This is a genomic window from Burkholderia sp. AU30280 (assembly GCF_020420125.1).
Lineage (GTDB): Bacteria > Pseudomonadota > Gammaproteobacteria > Burkholderiales > Burkholderiaceae > Burkholderia.
Genome location: NZ_JAIZRY010000001.1, coordinates 365,822 through 383,887, shown reverse-complemented (window position 1 = coordinate 383,887; position 18,066 = coordinate 365,822). Strand labels below are relative to the sequence as shown.

Here is an 18,066-nt window from a genome sequence, read left to right as displayed (position 1 = left end):
GTGATTCGATTTTGCCGCGCGTTACCGGCCGGCCTTGCGCCGCGCCATATACGCGAGATACGCGACGATCTGGTCGAGTTCGCGGTCGCTCAACTGGTCGGGCGGAAACGCCGGCATGCTGCGGCCGGGCCAGTCGCGCACCGATGCCGGGTTACGGATATAGCGGCGCAGCGCGGCGGGCTGGAAGTAGTCGACCGGGTTCATCGGTGCATTCAGGTCGGGGCCGGCATGGCTGCTGCCCGCACCGTCGAGGCGGTGGCATGCGAGGCATTGCGTGACGAACAGGCGCTGGCCCGCGCGAGCCGGATCGTTCGCCGGCAACGCGGCATCGACGGCGAGCGACGGCCAGCGCGCGAGCGGCGACGACTCGATCGTGATGCGCACGATCTGGTATGGCCACTGCTCGCCGCGCACCGACGACGCGTCCGGCCCGAGCCAGACCAGATAGAACGGCCCGGCGCTGACCTGCTTGCCGGGCAGCTTCGGCCACGGATGCGCGGGATCCTCGATCGCGAGCCACGGGACGGCGCCGGCCGGCGTGCGCCGGCGCACGAGATCCAGCGGCAGTTGCGCGGCGAAGCCGTCGGCCGCGCGGGTTTCGAGCACCCCGTCGGCCGGCAGCGGCGTGTCGCCGAGCAGTGCGGCGAACGGCACCGCGCGGAACGTCATCGGCCGGCCGTATGCGATGTCGCGCGGCACCTGGATGTCGGTGGCGTCGGGGCGCGCGAGCAGCGTCTGCCGGGTGAGGGCGCGGGCCGTGCCGTCCGTCTCGAGTTCAAGCGCGGACTGCGCCGACGCGCGTTGTCCGATCAGGCATGCCGTCAGCAGCAAAAGCGAAAACCACCGGCGCTTCAGCATTCGTTCTCCGGAAAAGGGCGTTCCGGCCGCGACAGGAGGCGCACGCCGCGGCCGATGGAAGGAATCGGGCGACAGTCTATCCGGTACGCGCGGCGCTGGCGACTGCGGCGCGGGAAGGGGCGGCCGCTACCGAACGGATCGACCACCGCGTGCGCGGCGATCGGGGGGCGGGACGGCTGGGGCGTCGCGCGGCGCGGCCCGGGCGCGACGGGGCGGACGAGCCGGGCCCAGGCCCGCCGCGTTCACGGCGATCCCGTTACCGGGCCGCCGTCAATGACTCGAACAACGCACTTCGCGCTTCGGCAACGGCGTTTCATGCTCCGGTTCGAAATCGGCTTCGCGCGTGCCCGACGGCGTCAGCGACACGAAATGCATCGCGGTGCCGGGTGCCGGGAAGCCGGCGATACCGGTCGAGCCCCACGGAATCGGCGAACGCTGCACGCCGCTGACCGACATGTCCGCCGGCCCGAGCGCCAGCGTCAGCAGCCGCCCGTCGCGGAGCGGCACGTAGGCATGCGTGCCGGACACGCCGATGCCGGATTCGCGCACCGACGCCGGCAGGCAGTCGAGCGTCGCCGTGCGGCGGCCGTCCGGCGCGATCAGCATCGCGACGCCGCGATCGTCCGCCGTCGTCGTGACGACGATGAAGCGGTCGATCTCGGGCACATAAGCCGACGCGTACACGTAGTACTGGATCGCGTCGTTCAGCGTCCCCAGTTTGTCCAGCCTGGCCGTGACCGGGTCGAACATCGCGTATTCGAGCGTCGCGTTCGTGCTGCCTTCGATGTATTTCTGCCACACGAGCAGCGCGATATGCGGCGAGCCCGCGACGACGGGCCACCACTCGCGGCGGTGCGGCGCGACCGCCACCTGGTTCAGCACGCGTCCGGCCGCGTCGTAGGTTTTCACGTAGACGCCGTTGCCGGTGCCGAGGTTGTCGACGCCGCCGCCGTCGATCCAGTCGGTGGAATAGAACACGACGAAACGGTCGGCCGCCGTGGCGACATGCCCCGAGTGGCCGCCCGATTCGACATCGTTCGGATAGGGCTTGATCGGCTTCAGGTCACGTCGATAGACGCCGTAGCGCTGGCTGACCTCTTGCGGCGCGTTCCAGCCGTCCTCGAACGTGACGAAGATATCGCCGCGCGCGTTCTGCGCGATCGATACGGGCTCCTGCGCCTCGGGGCGGCTGATGAACGTATGGACGTGCAGCAGGTGCGGCTTGCCGGGCAGCCATTCGCCGACGTACACGTCATGCGGCCAGTTGCCGTTGCGCATCGCGCCGCGCGGCACGATGCCCGAGCTGCTGAAGAACACCCAGCGCTTGCCGTTGCCGGCGTCGGCCACGCCGATGCCGTGCATGAAGCTGCGCGGATCGACGCTCGGGCGGGGCGACGGGGCGTCCTGCACGGTGACCGTATGCACGGCCTGCGTGGCGGCGCAGGCCGGCGGCGGCGCCGTGACGATGCCGCATGCGCCGCACAGGGCGGCCGCCGCGCATCGAGCGACCGACTGCACGGGGCGCGCTCGGCCCGTCATTCGACGGTCACCGATTTCGCGAGGTTGCGCGGCTTGTCGACGTCGGCGCCGCGCGCGCAGCCGACGTGATACGCGAGCAGTTGCAGCGGGATCACGTTGACGATCGGCGACAGCAGGTCGCCCGATTCGCGCACGCGGATCAGGTGCGTGTCGCGGTCGGCGTCGATCCCGAGACGGTCGCCGGCCAGCACGTAGAGCCGCCCGCCGCGCGCGCGTACCTCGGCCATGTTGGATTTCAGCTTCTGGAACAGGCGGTCGTCCGGTGCGATCGTGACGACCGGCATCGCGCTCGTGACGAGCGCGAGCGGGCCGTGCTTCAGTTCGCCGGCCGCGTAGCCTTCCGCGTGGATGTACGACACTTCCTTGAGCTTCAGCGCACCTTCCATCGCGATCGGGAAATGAATGCCGCGCCCGAGGAACAGCGCGTTCTCGGTGCGCGCGAACTTCGCGGCCCAGCCCATGATCTGCGTTTCGAGGGCGAGCGCGTGGCCGATGCGCTCGGGCAGCGCACGCAGCTGCTTCAGGTGCTGTGCGACCTGCGCCGCATCGAGCCGGCCGCGCAGCTGCGCGAGCGTCAGGGTCAATACGAACAGCGCGACGAGCTGCGTCGTGAACGCCTTGGTCGACGCGACGCCGAGCTCGATGCCGGCCCGCGTCAGGAAGCGCAGCGGCGCGTTGCGCGCGATCGTGCTGGTCGCCACGTTGCAGATCGCCATCGACAGTGCCTGGCCTCTGTCGCGCGCCCGCTCGATCGCGCCGATCGTGTCGGCCGTCTCGCCCGATTGCGAAATGCCGACGACGAGCGTGCGCGGATCGGCCACCGTATCGCGGTAGCGGAATTCGCTGGCGATCTCGACCTGGGCGGGCACGCCCGCGATGGCCTCCAGCCAGTACTTCGCAGTCAGGCCCGCGTAGTAGCTGGTGCCGCAGCCGAGCAGCAGCACGCTCCTCACTTTCGACAGCCGCGCGCGTGCGCCGTCGGTCGCGTCGAACAGCGCCGGCGAGATCGTGTCGATGCCGTCGAGCGTGTTGTCGATCGCCTTCGGTTGCTCGAAGATTTCCTTCTGCATGAAATGCTGGTACGGGCCGAGCGCGGCGTCGCCTTCGCGTGCCTTCACCTGGCACAGCGGGCGCTGGGCTTCGTGCCCGCCCGAGTCGACCACGGCGATGCGGTCCGGCGTGATCAGCGCGACGTCGCCGTCTTCCAGGTAGACGAAGCGGTCGGTCAGGTCGCCGAGCGCCGCGCAGTCCGACGCGAGGTAGTTCTGTTCGGCACCGATGCCGATCACGAGCGGCGAACCCGCGCGCGCGGCGACGAGGCGCTGCGGCTCGCGCGCGCTCAGCACCGCGATCGCGTACGCGCCGTGCAGCCGCTTGACGGCGCGCACGACCGCGTCGAACAGGTCGTCGCGATAGAGGCTGTGGATCAGGTGCGCGATCACCTCGGTGTCGGTCTGGCCGCGAAACGTATAGCCGCGCTCCCGCAACTCCACGCGCAGCGTGTCGTGGTTCTCGATGATGCCGTTGTGCACGACCGCGATCGTGTCGCCGGACATGATCGGATGCGCGTTCATTTCCGACGGTGCGCCGTGGGTCGCCCAGCGCGTATGCGCGATGCAGGTCTGCGCCTCGAGGCCCAGCGTCAGCACGCGGGCCTGCAGGTCGGTCACGCGCCGCAACGTGCGTTCGCTGCGCAGGCGGCCATCGTCCTGTACGGCAATGCCGCACGAATCGTAGCCGCGATACTCGAGCCGGCTCAGCGCATTGACCAGTTGCGGCACCTGGTTGTTCAGGCCGCTTGCTCCGACGATTCCGCACATGATTCACCTCGTCCGTAAAAGGTTGCCGCGCTGCCCAGGCACGGCAGCACGGTGTCGGGGGCGGCGCCGCGCGGCACCGATGCGGTCTCGTGCGCGGCGGCGCGTCTGCGCCGACCTACTCGCGGGGCTGCGGCCCCGCGTGGGTTACCCATTCGATGCCGGATATCGAGCCGTTCGCGTCGTGCGACGCGACGAGAATGCGCGTGGTGCGCCGCGCGCCGCGCCGGTGGGCGCCGGCCAGCGCGTTCGCCGGCACCGAGCGCACCTTTGCGCTGGCCGAGCGGCGCAGCATCTTCGACACCCGCAGCCGGTACGCCAGCGGATGCACGACGCGCCCCGCGATCAGCCACGTGACGATGGTGCCGGCGATGATCGCGATGCCGGTCGCGTAGAACACCATCTGTTCGATCGGCATCTCGGCCGGGTTGAACGGCAGCAGGTAGCGGTACGTATAGATGCAGATCGATGCCCACACGGCGCCCACGAGCGCCGGCCGCAAGAGCCGGAACCAGATGATCAGCACGGACCCGACGATGCGGCCGCGCTCGGCGATCATTTCGCGCGGTGCGCGCAGGGAAAGGTCAATAATCGGTGCGTTCTTCATGTTGAATGCCTCGGTCGGGGCTGACCCATACGGCCCGCTTGCCGCGGCCCCGCAGCACGATGGCGGGCAGGGCGACGACGGTGGTGATCATGCTGATCAGCCAGAAGGCGACGGGATACCAGACGGTGTCAAGGAAATACATCAGGAGTTTTTCGTCGTAACGACGATCGATCATGCTGCCGATGATCAGTTGCATGATGCAGGTGGCGACCAGCAGCATGCCGTGCCAGTGCGGCACGACCGATACGTGCCAGCTTTGCGGCAGCGGGTACACGACACCGATGAGTGCGAGCAGCAGGATGAACGACATCGAGTAGGCCCACGCAATGCCGATCAGGTACTCCGCGAACAGCGGCCACATCATCATCTGGGTTGGCCGCGCGAGCGTGCCCGCGTACTTCATCAGCACCTGGATGCCGCCCTTCGACCAGCGCAACCGCTGCCGGAACAGGCCTTTCACCGTCTCCGGCATCAGGATCCAGCTCAGCGCGTGCGGCTCGTACACCACGCGCCAGTCGCGACACTGCAGCTTCCAGCTGATGTCGATGTCCTCGGTCAGCATGTCCGAACTCCAGTAGCCGACGTCGGCGAGCGCGGTCTTGCGGAACATCGTGATCACGCCGGATACCGTGAAGATGCGGCCGTACACCTGCTGCGTGCGCTTGATCAGCCCGACGATCGACGAGAATTCGCCGACTTGCATGCGGCCGAGCAGCGACGTGCGCGTGCGGATACGCGGGTTGCCGGTCACGGCGCCGACGCCCGGATCGGTCAGGAAATGCTCGAGCATCCAGCCGATCGCGTCATGCGCGAGCAGCGCATCGCCGTCGATGCACAGCAGGTATTCCGCGTTCGACACGGCCGCCGCGGTCGTGAGGCCGACCGCCTTGCCTTCGTTGCGCGCGTGATGGATCACGAGCAGCCTCGGGATCTCGACGGCGAGCTCGTTGAGGATCTCGCCGGTGCGATCCTGGCTGCCGTCGTTGACCGCGATGATGTCGTAGTTCGGATACTGCATCCGGTCCAGGTGGCGGATCACGCTGCGCGCGTTCGCGGCTTCGTTGAAGCAGGGCACGACGATCGAGATCTTCGGGATGCCGCTCGACGCGATCGTCCGCGTGGACAGCTCGCGGCCTTCCTCGAGCAGAAAGTAGTGCACGACGCCGCCGATCATCCACAGGTACGACATGAAGAACGGATAGTAGAAGACGAAATCCTGCAGGCGCTGGATGAGGCTGTGGGTGGTCATGGCGTCCTCGTCCCCGGTGTTTTCTGCATCTGCATCAGTGCGTTGATCGAGGTCGGGTCGAGGCGCGACTGCAACGACATCACGTCGCGCATCGCGTCGAGATCCGGCCGGTCGTTCAGGAAGTTGTCCGGGTAATAGCCGAAATTCACCGCACCCTCGCTGCGTAGCCGCCGCATCTGCGCGAGCAGCGTGCCGGCCGCCACGTCCTTGTGCGCGTGCCAGTCGTACGACTGCAGTTCGAACACGGTGCGCTGCAGTCCGAGCTTCTTCGCACGGACGGCCTGCACGAGCTGGTCCATCCAGCCTTCGGGATCCTTCGCCTGTTCCATGTACGGCATCGCCATCAGCGCGACGTAGTCGTAGGTGGCGAGGAAATCGTCGTAGTTCTGCGCATACCACGCTTCCGATTCGGGCTTGAGCACCGGCAACGCGAAGATGTTGCGCGCGGTCAGCACGTCGCCCACGTTCTGGTGGGCCAGCACGATCTGTTCGAGCTGGCGGGTCAGGTCGATCAGGTAGCGCGACTTCTGCCGGGTCCAGCGTTTCATCAGGTCGGGGTTCTCGCGGATCTTGCCGACGTCGGCCGGCAGCCCCCACTGCGCGTAGGTGCGCAGCGCGTGCCGGCCCGCATCCTCGTAGTCGTCGAGCACGGCGTCGTCGCTGAACAGGATGCCGCTGAACGATGCGTGCTTGCTGAGATCCTCGTAGATCTGCTGGATCATCAGCCGCGCGTCCGGATCGAACGGGCTCAGCCGGAACGTGCGCGTGCCGTTCTCTCGGGCCGGCGCGCCGCCGTAGGCGCTCACGGCCTCGAGCCCGCGCTGCCTGTCGGCCGGCGGCCGGAACGCGAGCACCGGCATCCATGCGTACACCTGCACGTTGGAACGCGTGTTGAGCTGCCACGCGGCACGCGAGAACAGGTCGGCGCGCATCGGCAGGTGCCGGTTCGGGAAATACACGGATTCGGCCACGCCCGTGCCTTTCGGGTCCGCATACGCCTGCAGGTACACCGATTTGGGCTGCATCCGGTAGATGCGTTCGATCAGCTTGCCGAGATTCGCTTCCTGCCGCGCGGGGTCCGGATCGTAGACCTGGTCCAGGTCGACCTGCACGGTGCGCTCGGGCACGTCGACGTCGCCGCGGTTCGAAGCCGGCTCGCGCATCGAGCGCTCGAACCCGCCGATGTCGACGTCGTACATCATCAGAATCCGCCGCAGCCGGTCCAGCGGCACGTCCGGCGTATTCGGGCCGGCATCGAGGCTGAACTGGATGTCCATGCCGAGTGACGTCGATATCTGGCGCACGGGCTGGTTTTCCGCGCCGTATGGCCACACCATCGAGCGTGCGACGATGCCGGTATGTTCGTGGATCTGGCGCACGCATGTCTGCAGGTCGTTGTGCACGCGCGCTTCGAATTCGGCGTCGGTTTCATAGCGCTTCTCGTCTTGCAGGTAAAGGTGCGACGTGGTCGCCGGCAACTCGTTGCCTTGCGGATTCGCGACCGCGCCGTGATGGAGGTTGTGCGTGTGGCAGCCGAGCTCGACGAGTGGCGACTGGCCGACCTGCTTCACCTCGTCCCACGACATGAAGTAGTCGCGCGGCACCTGGACCGTGTCGCTGAGGCGGATCGGCGTATCCGGCGGTGTATCGATCCACGCGGTGACGATGCCCATCACGGCCGGATACTTGAACCGCTCGAGCAGCGGCAGCACCTTCGTGTAGTGGCTGCGAAAGCCGTCGTCGAACGTGAGAAGCACCGCGCGCGGCGGCAGCGGCTGGCCGCCGTGCCGCGACTCCTCGATCTGCCTGACCGTGACGGTGTGGTAGTTGTTGGTCTGCAGCCACGAGAAGATCGCGGTCAGCGTGCCGGTATCGACCGCGAACGGGTCGACCAGCGCCGACGCCGACGAAAACGACGCCATCAGGTTGTCGCGCACGTCATGCATGCAGATCACGCGAAACGTCTTGCCGTCGGCCGGATCGGACGGCGGCAGCAGGTCGATCATCCTGGCGTTGGTCACGCCGGGAAACAGCGAACAGGCGGCAAACGTACCGAGGCATCCGCACATGAAGGTTCGTCGGGATTGCATGACTCGATCTCCTTGCTAGAACGGCAGGTTGACCGACATGAAGCCGGTTTCGGAGCGTTCGCGCTCGCCGTCGTACGCGTGGCTGCTGATCTCGACGCCATAGCTCAGCGTGATGTCGTGCTTGAACGTCCACGCGTGCTCGAGGCGCGCGCTCCACAGGGGGCTGGTGCCGAAGCCGCGCTCGTTGTACACGCCGCCGGACACCGAGACGCGCTGCTGCAACCCCATGTCGCCCTGCTTCCACAGGGTCAGCTGGTGCATGACGGTCGCCGCGGCCGCATAGTCGCGGCCCGGGTTGAAGTAGGGCGCGTCCTGGCGCGTGTTGCTGTCGGTGCCGAGATCCAGCGATACGTTGACCTGCTGGTTGGCGCTCGTGTACACGCGCTGCGTGGCGGTTGCCGAGATCTCCTGGTGCAGGTTCGAATCGCTGTAGCGGCTCACGCCGTAGCTCAGCTTGACCTCGCGACGGTCGTTCTGGCGATACACGACCGAGACGTTCGCCGAGCGGCCCCAGATGTGCGCGACATACGCCTTCCACGGCAGCGAGTTGTCGTTGGTGTCGAGCTCGCCGCTCACCGTCCAGTAATCGTTCAGCGCGTAAGCGATCGACCCGCGGCCGCCGGTTCGGCCGTCCGTGCCGAACGAGCGCGTGACTTCGCCCAGGACCGTGAGCGGCCCGTGCCGGTAGTCGCCGCCGACGCCCGTACGCGTGCGGCTGACGTTGCCGGAGTCGGTCTGCGCATAGCCGAAGAACGTGTGCGAGAAGACGCGCCAGTTGTCGCCGAACGGTTGCGAATACACATAGCTGTCCGACGTGAAGCTGTTGTCGGCCAGTGCGCTGTTGCCGTGCTCGTAGCTCAGGTCGGTCGTGAACACGGGGCTGCGGTACGCGTTGTAGTCGCGCTTGAATCCGCGCACGGCGCCGCTGTCCGGGAACGTGTTGTCCAGGGTCTGGTCGACGCTCTTCGCGGTCGCGTAGTCGTCGGCCGTGAGCGCCGCGCGGCCGAGACCCGCGAGCATCTCGACGCTGTCCGGGTGGTCGGTCAGCGACGCGCGGTACATCGCGATCGCCTGGCGCGGATGCGACTGCCCGGACACCGCGTCGGCGTGCGCGGCACGGATCTCCGCGTTGAACGGTACCTGCTTCTCGAGCGCTTCGAGCGCGGCGATCCCCTGGTCGACGTGGCCCGTGTAGATCAGGTATTGCGCGCGCAGCCGGTAGTAGCGCAGATAGTCGCCTTCCTCCGGGCCGTAGGTGCGGACCTCCTTGACCGGCGGCAGCGACGCGCCCATTTCATCGAGCACCTGCTTCGCGTCGGCCGCGCGCCCCTGGTCGACGTACGACCAGAACAGCCCTTCGCGCAGTTCGATCGGGCGCGTGCGTGCACCGTACTGGAAGCCGCGGGTCGCGCGGTCCGTCGACGATGCGCTCGCCTGCTTCAGCGCGCGCTGGTACACGGCGGTTGCCTTGGCCGGTTCGCTCAGGTACAGGTAGGCGTCGCCGACGGCCGACAGCGCATCGATCGAGATCTCCGCGTTCGACGGAATGGTCTCGAACGTCGTGACGGCCGTCTTCATGTCGCCGCGCGCCGCATAGGCGACCGTGCGGTCGCCCGCGAGCGCCGTCCGGACCGGTGTGTACTCGGGCGTGGCCGGCATCCGCTTGTCGAGATCGTCGGCCGCGCGCAGCGCGTTGTCGATGCCGTCGAAGCGGTCGGAACTCGTCATCGCGCGCGACTTGTCGCGTCCGCCGCGCACCTGTTGTCGAATCGACAGCTCCTCGAGTTGCGCGATGTCGACGGCAGAGAACGCATCGGGCCGCGCCTTCGCTTCGTCGAGCGCCTTGATCGCGCCGCCGCTCGCCGCGAGGCCGAACACGTCGTTGCGCACGGTCTCGACATCGGCGGTACGGAGATTCGGCGCCTGGGCGTTCGGGGCCTCGACGTCGGGGCCTTGCGAGGGTTGTGTCGGTTCGCCGGGTAGCTGGGCGCCGGGTGTCCGGGCGTTCGGCGCCGGGGACGACGGCGGTGGCGAGCCCGGCATCCGGGGAACGGGTGCAGGCGAGGTCGGCATCGGGGTGCCGGAGGCCTGCGCGATCTGCGTCGGCGCATTTGACGGCGCGGCGGGGGCGGCTTGCGCGACCTTCGCCGGGATGTCCGAAGCCGGCACGACCGGCGCCGGCGAAGCGGGGGCAGACGTGTCGGGCGTCGTCGAGGCGGGACGCGCCGATGCATCGGGCGGCCGGGCGATCTCGGCCTGCGCAAGCAGCAGCGGTGCTTCCGGTGTCTGCGCGACCGGCGCCGGCGTAACCGGTGTATCCGGCGCTCGCGCGCCCGCCACCGGGGCGCTCGAGCGCGGCGCTTCCGGTTCCACCACGACCGTGGTCGGCACAGCCGGCTGCGGGTTCGACGCCTGCGCGATCTGCATCGACGCATCCGAAGCCTGCGCGATCGGCGTCGGCGCATGCGGGGGTGGGGCGCCCGCCGCGTCGGCGATCGGGATCGATACGACCGTTGGCTGCATGCCGGGCGGTGGCGCGTCCGGCGCGCCGTTGGACCCGGCGATTTCGTTGACGCGGCCCGCTTCCGTATCGCCGTCGGCGGAGAAGCAGGGGCCGGACGCGACGAGCAGCAACACCAGCGGCGCATGCAGGAGGATCCGCCGGTTGGACGGCGTGACGGTGGTGCATTGTTGTTGACGATTGCTGTCCACGAGGGGTCCTCCTTTCGAAACGACCACATCGGTTGCTTGCCAGGCGATGCACGCCGTCGCGCGGCCGGGCTGCGAGTGCCCGGCGATGCGGGCCCGGCTCAGAGCCGGTTGCGGACCGCCTGACCCAGCAATGCCCGCGATTCGCTGTTCGTCGGGTCGATCGCGAGCGCCCGGCTCGCGTTGTGTTCCACGCAGCGCCATTCGTCGATCACCGCGCACGAGCGCGCCTTTGCCAGCGCTCGCGCGCTTTCCAGTTCCGCATGCGTGATGCTTGCCGTCTGCATGTGCCCGGTGTCGGCGCCATACGGCCGGGGCCTTGGCGCGAAGTCCATGCGCCTGCTCGTACCTGCCAGCGTTTCGGCACGCTGCGCACGACGTTCGGCACCGTGTCGCGTGGCGATACGACCGTAGGCCGATGTCGCATGCGTACCGGCCGCGAGCGTCACGGGCGGGGCCTGCGGCGGCTGCAGGCGTTGCGCGACGGCACGGGGCGCGGGCCGCGGCGCAGCTTCCTGCTCGAGCGCGAGCGTGACGGGAGGCGCCGCCGCGCTCGCGGGTGCTGCCGAAGCGGACGGCTGCGGTGTTAGGGAGGGGGCGGCCTTTGCGAGTGCCGGCGCCGGCTCGGGGGCAGCCGAAGCCGCGGGTCCGCCGGACGCGCCCGTGGCGCGCGCGGTTGCGGCCACGATCGCCTTGCGGGTCTTCCCGACGGCGGTTCCGATCATGCCGGAGATGTCGTGCGCTGCGCTCGCATGGCCGACCGTCGTGTCCCGCTCGGCGTAGGCAAAGATGCCGAAGATCGCGGCGAAGGCAACGAAGCTGAGCGCCGCGTTCTTTCCAGGGCCCCAGGTGGGTTGCGGCTGGCGGGCGGGCGAATCGTCCTGTCGTTCTGCACGAGTCATTCAAAGCTCCTCGATTCGATACGTTGCGGTGAGAGTCGTGATCCGGGCGGGGTCAGGTGGCGCTCACCATCGCAACTGCGTGGTCATCGCACCCGTTTCGACGATCGCGAACTGGGTGGCGCCCTGATAGGTGCCTTCGACCCGGTAGCTCGCATCCGGCACGCTGAACAGGCAACGCGGCCCCGAGGCATTGAATTCGACGAGGACGCGACCATGTCGCCGCAGGCGCACCTGGACGTTGGCGAGTGGCTGCCCCGTTTTGGCCGACGCAAACGACACGCCCAGGTTGTACGGCCGGCCGTCGGGCGGAAGCGGTGCGGTACCGTCGATCCGCGCATCGCCGCAGATGTAAGAAATGACATAGCGGCCCGTACCCGGATCGGAGGCGGGGGCAGGAGCAGGTGGCCGGGACGCGAGCGCCTGGGTCATCGCGTTCACGCAGAGCACGGAGAGGGTGGCGCTCAGGAAGGGGCGAGCATGCTGTCGAAACGAGGAAGACATTGCAACCTCCCGTCCGGAATCAATGACGAGCATTTATTCGGAGTCAGATTTGCCAGCGTTCTTTTTGCGACATGCTATTGATACACGATGGACTTTTAACCAACAACCGCGTGTGGCCGGAATGGGACGCGGTTAAATATCCTATTTAAATAGGATAACGACGAATTTAAGTGAATCTCTTAATTATGAAGAAAGTCGATATTGCCGAGTATGAATATTCCTGTCCGGTAGCGATGATCCAGTACGTATTGAATCACGTCGGACGTATCGACTTTCGTGCCGAAAAATAACGACTGATAAAAGAAATTTTTGCGGCTGTGTTCCGGGTGAATTGATTTCGATCCGGATACAGGTCGCACGATATGAAATGGCCGTGCAACGTTTTTGGTTTTTTGAATGTTACAGGTAAATCGAAACTTTTAATTTTTTTCTGTAACGGGGTATTTCTTGTTCTGATAATAAGACGGAATATGCCGGCACGCCGTGCTCGACGTAAAGAAAGCATTCCGGAAACGCAAACGATTGCGATTCCTCTGATAACGATGACGCGTCTGGCGTGGTAATTATTCAGGCTACGGCGGGATCGCCGCTTGCTGCCGGGGAGCGGATCGCGTTCGCCAAGAAACGGCGCGACGCGCATGCATGCGCACACCGGATTGCCACGATCCGTACTCGCGTTCGCGTCGTCTGCGGGAACGACGCGAACGCGAAGATCAGCGGCTGCCGCCCGCGCTGCGCCGCGCGATGCGCATCGCCGGCGCGGTCGAAGGTGCGACCGCGTCAGCCGTACCTTCGAGCGCCGCGCGCGGCCGGTTCATGATGTAGGTCCACAGCTGCTCGGCCGCGAGCCCGCGCTTGCGGGCCGACCGGTACAGGCGGATCTCGAGCTCGGTGATCCAGTCGCCCGAACCCGCGCATACGAGCGTGCCGTCCGCGAGTTCCTTCGCGACGCAGCTTTCCGGCAGCCAGCCGATCCCGTGCCCGGCCACGACCATGCCCTTCAGGGCCTCGGACATGTGCGTCTCGAAGCACCGGTGCAGCACATACGGCTCGGTGGCGTTCAGCAGCAGCATCTCGACGATGTTGCCGAGAAACGCGCCCGACGAATACGCGAGCAGCGGCAGCGGCGCATCGGCGGTGCCCGGCAGCTGGAACACCGGCTTGCCGCGCGCATCCGGCGTCGACACGGGCAGGATCCGTTCGACGCCGAGGCTGACGAACGGGAAGTGGTTCGGGTCGAGCACGATCGGCAACTGCGGATGGTGATAGCCGAGCAGCAGGTCGCATTCACCTTCGACGAGCTGTTGCACGCCTTCCGGGACATTGACCGCATTGACGCGCGCGGTCACGTGGCCGACCTCGCCGTTGAGCTGCTTCAGCCATTCGGGAAACAGCGTGAAGACGAGCGTGTGGGCGACCGCGAAACGCACGACCTGATCGCTGGCCGCGAACTGGTCGTAGCCGTTCACGAGATTGCGCGCCGCATACATGCTGCGCAGGATGTCCGCGGCAAGCCCGCGGAACATCTGGCCGGCCGGCGTCAGCGTGATCGGGTTGATGCTTCGGTCGACCAGCTTCGCGTCCATCCAGGTTTCGAGTGCGGCAATTCGTCTGCTGAATGCCGACTGCGTGAGGTGCCGGTTACGCGCGGCCCGGGAAAAGCTCTTGGTATCCGCAAGGCTCAGGAAATCTTCCAGCCACTTTGCTTCCATGTCGATCTTCGCTTTTTATCGTCGGGCGCCTGAAAGGCGGCGGCACCGTTTGCTGCACGAACTTTCTAGCGTACCGCGCCTCGCGCCAGTCGACCCGATGTTTTTTTTCGATGGGTGTCAGTCGAAATATGCATGGGCGTTGTCGGCGGGATTACGGCTGCATAGCGTTGAGGTGCCGGACCCGGCTAACCGGACAGTTCATTGCGTCGAACTGCCGGTGCGGCCGCAGACGGTACTTCCCCCAGGGCCGGTTGCGCCGTGCGCGTGCCGGCCCGCCTTCCGATCCTTTCGTTCCGGTGGTCCGGCGCCCGGGCGGCCCGTTTTTTGTGCAGTGCAGATTGCACATTCGTGACACGCGGGGGAACTATGTTCGAAAGACGCGGCGCAGCATCGGCCGTGCGCGTTCGCGGCGCACCGCGGTCGCCCGTCGCGTCAGGGGTTGCACCGTTGTGGTGCGCAATGCCGCGTGGGCGTGCCTGACGCGGCGCAAAAACGGGGGGATATCGATGGGATCGCGCAAGGCACGTTCCTTGCAAAGCATTCATTACGCCGGTCCGGCATGCGCAATGCCGGGGAAAACGATCGATGGAGAAAAGATCGATGAAGCCATTCGATGAAATGCTGCAATCCGGCGACATGGTAAGGGCGCCCTACGCGCGCCTGAAGCAGTGGCTCGACACGCAGAATCCCGCGAGCCTCGCCCAGAAAGCCCACGACGCGGAAGGCGTGTTCCGCAAGACGGGCATCACGTTCGCCGTCTACGGCGATGCGGAGGCCGCCGAGCGGCTGATTCCGTTCGACATCGTCCCGCGCATCATTTCGGGCGCCGAATGGAGCCGGCTGTCGCTCGGCATCGAGCAGCGCGTGATGGCGCTCAACGCGTTCCTCGACGACATCTACCATCGCCAGGAAATCGTGCGCGCGGGCATCGTGCCGAAGCACCTGATCGCGCACAACGAAGCGTTCATCCCGGAGATGATCGATTTCCGGCCGCCCGGCAACGTTTACACGCACATCATCGGCGTCGACATCGTGCGCACCGGCGAGAACGAATTCTACGTGCTGGAAGACAACGCGCGCACGCCGTCCGGCGTGTCGTACATGCTGGAAAACCGCGAGACGATGATGCAGCTCTTCCCGGAGCTGTTCCAGCAGGTGAAGGTGCGCCCGGTCGAGACCTATCCGCAGATGCTGCGCCAGTCGCTCGCGGCCGTGTGCCCGCCGGGCGGCAACGCCGACAACCCGACCGTCGCCGTGCTCACGCCCGGCATCCACAATTCCGCGTACTACGAACATTCGTTCCTCGCCGACCAGATGGGCGTGCACCTCGTCGAGGGCAGCGACCTGCAGGTGATCGACGGCCGCGTCGCGATGCGCACGACCGAAGGCTTCCAGCCGATCGACGTGCTGTACCGCCGGGTCGACGACGCGTTCCTCGATCCGCTCACGTTCCGCCCCGATTCGGTGCTGGGCGTCGCGGGGATCATGGACGTGTACCGCGCGGGCAACATCACGATCGCGAACGCACCCGGCACGGGCATCGCCGATGACAAGGCGATCTACTCGTACATGCCGGAGATCGTCGAGTTCTACACGGGCCGCAAGGCGCTGCTGGAGAACGTGCCGACCTGGCGCTGCGGCGAAGCCGACAGCCTGAAATACGTGCTCGACCATCTCGACGAACTGGTCGTGAAGGAAGTGCACGGCTCCGGCGGCTACGGGATGCTGGTCGGGCCGTGCGCATCGAAGGCCGAGTTGGAAGCCTTTGCCGCGAAGCTGCGCGCGCGCCCCGCGAACTACATCGCGCAGCCGACGCTCGCGCTGTCCACGACGCCGATCCTGACCGAAGCCGGCCTCGCGCCGCGCCACGTCGACCTGCGGCCGTTCGTGCTGGTGTCGGACCGGATCCGCATCACGCCGGGCGGGCTCACGCGCGTCGCGCTGAAGGAAGGATCGCTCGTCGTCAACTCGAGCCAGGGCGGCGGCACCAAGGACACCTGGGTGCTGGCCGACTGAGCCGGACGCGACCCCGTGCGCCGGAGCCGGCGCGCGAACCGAATGAAGACGGAGTGGACACGAGATGCTTCTGGGACGTACTGCAAGCGGTCTCTACTGGATGTACCGCTATATCGAGCGCGCGGAGAACATCGCGCGCATCGTCGATGCCGGACTGCGGATGGCGCTCACGCGCACGTCCGACGCGCCGGCCGAATGGTCGTCGGTGCTCGTCAGCTCGGGCACGGACGACGGCTACCGGCAGAAATACGACGCGTATGCGGCCGATACCGTAACTGACTACCTGCTGCGCGACCGCGACAACCCGTCGAGCGTGCTGTCGTGCATCGAGGCCGCGCGCTCGAACGCGCGGATGGTGCGCACGGCGCTCACGCGCGAGGCGTGGGAGAGCGTGAACGGCGCGTGGCTCGCGCTGCGCCGCGCGCTTGCCCAGCCGGTGCCGGAAAGCGAGGTGCCGGCGGTGCTCGACCAGGTGAAGCGCGAAACCGCGCTGATCCTCGGCAGCTTCTACAGCACGATGCTGCGCAACGAGATCTTCGATTTCGCGCAGATCGGCGCGTTCGTCGAGCGCGCGGACAACACCGCGCGGATCATCGACGTCAAATACCACCTGCTGCTGCCGTCGGTGTCGCACGTCGGCACGATCCTCGACAACTACCAGTGGGAGACGATCCTGCGCTGCGTCGCCGCGCACCGTTCGTACCGCTGGGTGTACGACGTGCAGTACAAGCCGATGAACATCGCCGACTACCTGATCCTGAACGGCCGCATGCCGCGTTCGCTGCGCTATTGCTACGGGCGCGTCGTGTCGAGCCTGAACCTGCTCGCGAAGGATTACGGCGTGACACATCCCTGTCACGACACGGCCACGAAGATCCTGCAAATGCTGTCCGATACCTCGGTCGAGCGGATCTTCAAGAGCGGCCTGCACGAGTTCCTGACCGACTTCATCGGCCGCAACAACAGCCTCGGGCTCGAAATCGCCCAGGCCTACAACTTCGACTGAGACTTGCCATGCGACTCGCCATCCGACACATCTCGCGTTATCAGTTCGACGATCAAGCCACCCATGCGCTGCAACGGCTGCGGTTGCGCCCGCAGTCGGGCCCCGGGCAGACGGTGCGCGCGTGGCAGGTCACGATCGACGGCGTCGAGCCGACGCTGTCCTATGCCGACGGGCTCGGCAACCGGATCGACCTCGTGCGGCACGACCGCGGCGCGAAGGCCGAGATCGTCGTCGTCGCGGCCGGCGTCGTCGAGACGCAGGACCGCTCGGGCATTATCGGCAATCCCGAAGGCTATGCGCCGCCGTGGATCTTCGAGCGCGAGACCGCGCTCACGAAGGCGGGCGACACCGTGCGCGCGCTCACGCAGGCGCTGCCGATCGAGCCGCGCAGCCTCGATGCGCTGCACTGGCTGATGACGGAAGTGCACGACCGTATTGCGTATGCGCCGAACCTGGCCGCCGACGCGCCCGTCGATGCCGAAACGGCGCTGCAAAGCGGCGAGGGCACGAGCCGCGACCATGCGCATGCGTTCATCGCGGCCGCGCGCGTGCTGAAGATTCCCGCGCGCTATATCTCGGGCTACGTGCTGGCGGACAGCGCGATGCAGCGCATCGCCGACGCAAAGCAGAACGCGGGCGACGTCGAGGAGGAAGAGGCGCTCGCGCTGCAGAGCGGCGAGGGCATGCAGCAGGTGCTCGGCGCGTCGCATGCCGCGCAGTCGCAGGGGCTGCCGCAGCCGGCGCTCGGCGCGCAGCAGCAAGCGGCCGGGCTGATGCAGCAGCCGGCCGGCCATGCGTGGGCCGAGGCCTATGTCGAAGGGCTCGGCTGGGTCGGGTTCGATCCGTTCATGAATCGCTGCCCGGACGAGCGCTACGTGCGCATCGCGGTCGGCCTCGACTATCGCGACGCGCAACCTGTGACGGGGCTCGGCGCGACGGCCGTCGGCGTCGAGATCAGCGTCGTGCAGACGCCCGAGCTCGTCTGACCTCGCGCACGCTTTCGCCGAATCCGCCAGGCCGGGCCGCCGCGTCGCATCGAGCGCGACGCGCGGCCGGCCCA

Annotated in this window: 13 protein-coding genes; 3 read left to right on the top strand and 10 right to left on the bottom strand. The window is 67.1% G+C overall.

The window, feature by feature from the left end:
• Positions 1 to 21: 21 nt before the first annotated feature.
• The 10 genes from LGN17_RS01645 to LGN17_RS01600 form a co-directional block, all read right to left on the bottom strand.
• On the bottom strand, positions 22 to 858 hold the full coding sequence (locus LGN17_RS01645) for a c-type cytochrome (RefSeq protein ID WP_226194892.1): 837 nt from the start codon (positions 856 to 858) through the stop codon (positions 22 to 24).
• A 270-nt stretch (positions 859 to 1,128) separates the two neighbouring features.
• The gene (locus LGN17_RS01640; RefSeq protein WP_226194891.1) at positions 1,129 to 2,397 is read right to left on the bottom strand and encodes a hypothetical protein; all 1,269 of its coding nucleotides are present in this window, start codon (positions 2,395 to 2,397) and stop codon (positions 1,129 to 1,131) included.
• Entirely contained in the window at positions 2,394 to 4,217 is a 1,824-nt protein-coding gene (glmS, locus tag LGN17_RS01635) for a glutamine--fructose-6-phosphate transaminase (isomerizing) (protein ID WP_226194890.1), read from the bottom strand. The genes LGN17_RS01640 and glmS overlap by 4 nt, the downstream gene beginning before the upstream one ends.
• 115 nt (positions 4,218 to 4,332) lie before the next feature.
• A complete protein-coding gene (locus tag LGN17_RS01630; RefSeq protein WP_226194889.1) occupies positions 4,333 to 4,821 on the bottom strand; it encodes a Biofilm PGA synthesis auxiliary protein PgaD in 489 nt (162 codons plus the stop codon).
• A complete protein-coding gene (gene pgaC / locus LGN17_RS01625) occupies positions 4,799 to 6,070 on the bottom strand; it encodes a poly-beta-1,6-N-acetyl-D-glucosamine synthase (RefSeq protein WP_226194888.1) in 1,272 nt (423 codons plus the stop codon). Before pgaC ends, LGN17_RS01630 begins: the two co-directional genes overlap by 23 nt.
• Positions 6,067 to 8,160 (bottom strand): poly-beta-1,6-N-acetyl-D-glucosamine N-deacetylase PgaB, encoded by a 2,094-nt coding sequence (gene pgaB, locus LGN17_RS01620; protein WP_226194887.1) that lies wholly within the window; start codon positions 8,158 to 8,160, stop codon positions 6,067 to 6,069. The genes pgaC and pgaB overlap by 4 nt, the downstream gene beginning before the upstream one ends.
• Positions 8,161 to 8,175: 15 nt before the next feature.
• The gene (gene pgaA, locus LGN17_RS01615; RefSeq protein ID WP_226194886.1) at positions 8,176 to 10,872 is read right to left on the bottom strand and encodes a poly-beta-1,6 N-acetyl-D-glucosamine export porin PgaA; all 2,697 of its coding nucleotides are present in this window, start codon (positions 10,870 to 10,872) and stop codon (positions 8,176 to 8,178) included.
• A gap of 98 nt (positions 10,873 to 10,970) precedes the next feature.
• A complete protein-coding gene (locus LGN17_RS01610; protein WP_226194885.1) occupies positions 10,971 to 11,771 on the bottom strand; it encodes a hypothetical protein in 801 nt (266 codons plus the stop codon).
• A gap of 63 nt (positions 11,772 to 11,834) precedes the next feature.
• Complete coding sequence (locus tag LGN17_RS01605) at positions 11,835 to 12,272, bottom strand: hypothetical protein (RefSeq protein WP_226194884.1); 438 nt, start codon at positions 12,270 to 12,272, stop codon at positions 11,835 to 11,837.
• Positions 12,273 to 12,985: 713 nt separating this feature from the next.
• Positions 12,986 to 13,984 carry a LysR substrate-binding domain-containing protein gene (locus LGN17_RS01600; RefSeq protein WP_226194883.1) on the bottom strand — a complete coding sequence of 333 codons (999 nt, stop codon included), beginning with the start codon at positions 13,982 to 13,984 and terminating at the stop codon, positions 12,986 to 12,988.
• Positions 13,985 to 14,584: 600 nt separating this feature from the next.
• Between LGN17_RS01600 and LGN17_RS01595 the strand changes: the two genes are divergently transcribed.
• The 3 genes from LGN17_RS01595 to LGN17_RS01585 all read left to right on the top strand — a co-directional run bounded on the left by LGN17_RS01595 (position 14,585) and on the right by LGN17_RS01585 (position 17,992).
• On the top strand, positions 14,585 to 16,000 hold the full coding sequence (locus LGN17_RS01595) for a circularly permuted type 2 ATP-grasp protein (protein WP_226194882.1): 1,416 nt from the start codon (positions 14,585 to 14,587) through the stop codon (positions 15,998 to 16,000).
• 64 nt (positions 16,001 to 16,064) lie between these two features.
• A complete protein-coding gene (locus LGN17_RS01590) occupies positions 16,065 to 17,006 on the top strand; it encodes an alpha-E domain-containing protein (protein WP_175950574.1) in 942 nt (313 codons plus the stop codon).
• Positions 17,007 to 17,014: 8 nt separating this feature from the next.
• Positions 17,015 to 17,992 (top strand): transglutaminase family protein, encoded by a 978-nt coding sequence (locus LGN17_RS01585; RefSeq protein ID WP_226194881.1) that lies wholly within the window; start codon positions 17,015 to 17,017, stop codon positions 17,990 to 17,992.
• Positions 17,993 to 18,066 lie beyond the last annotated feature (74 nt).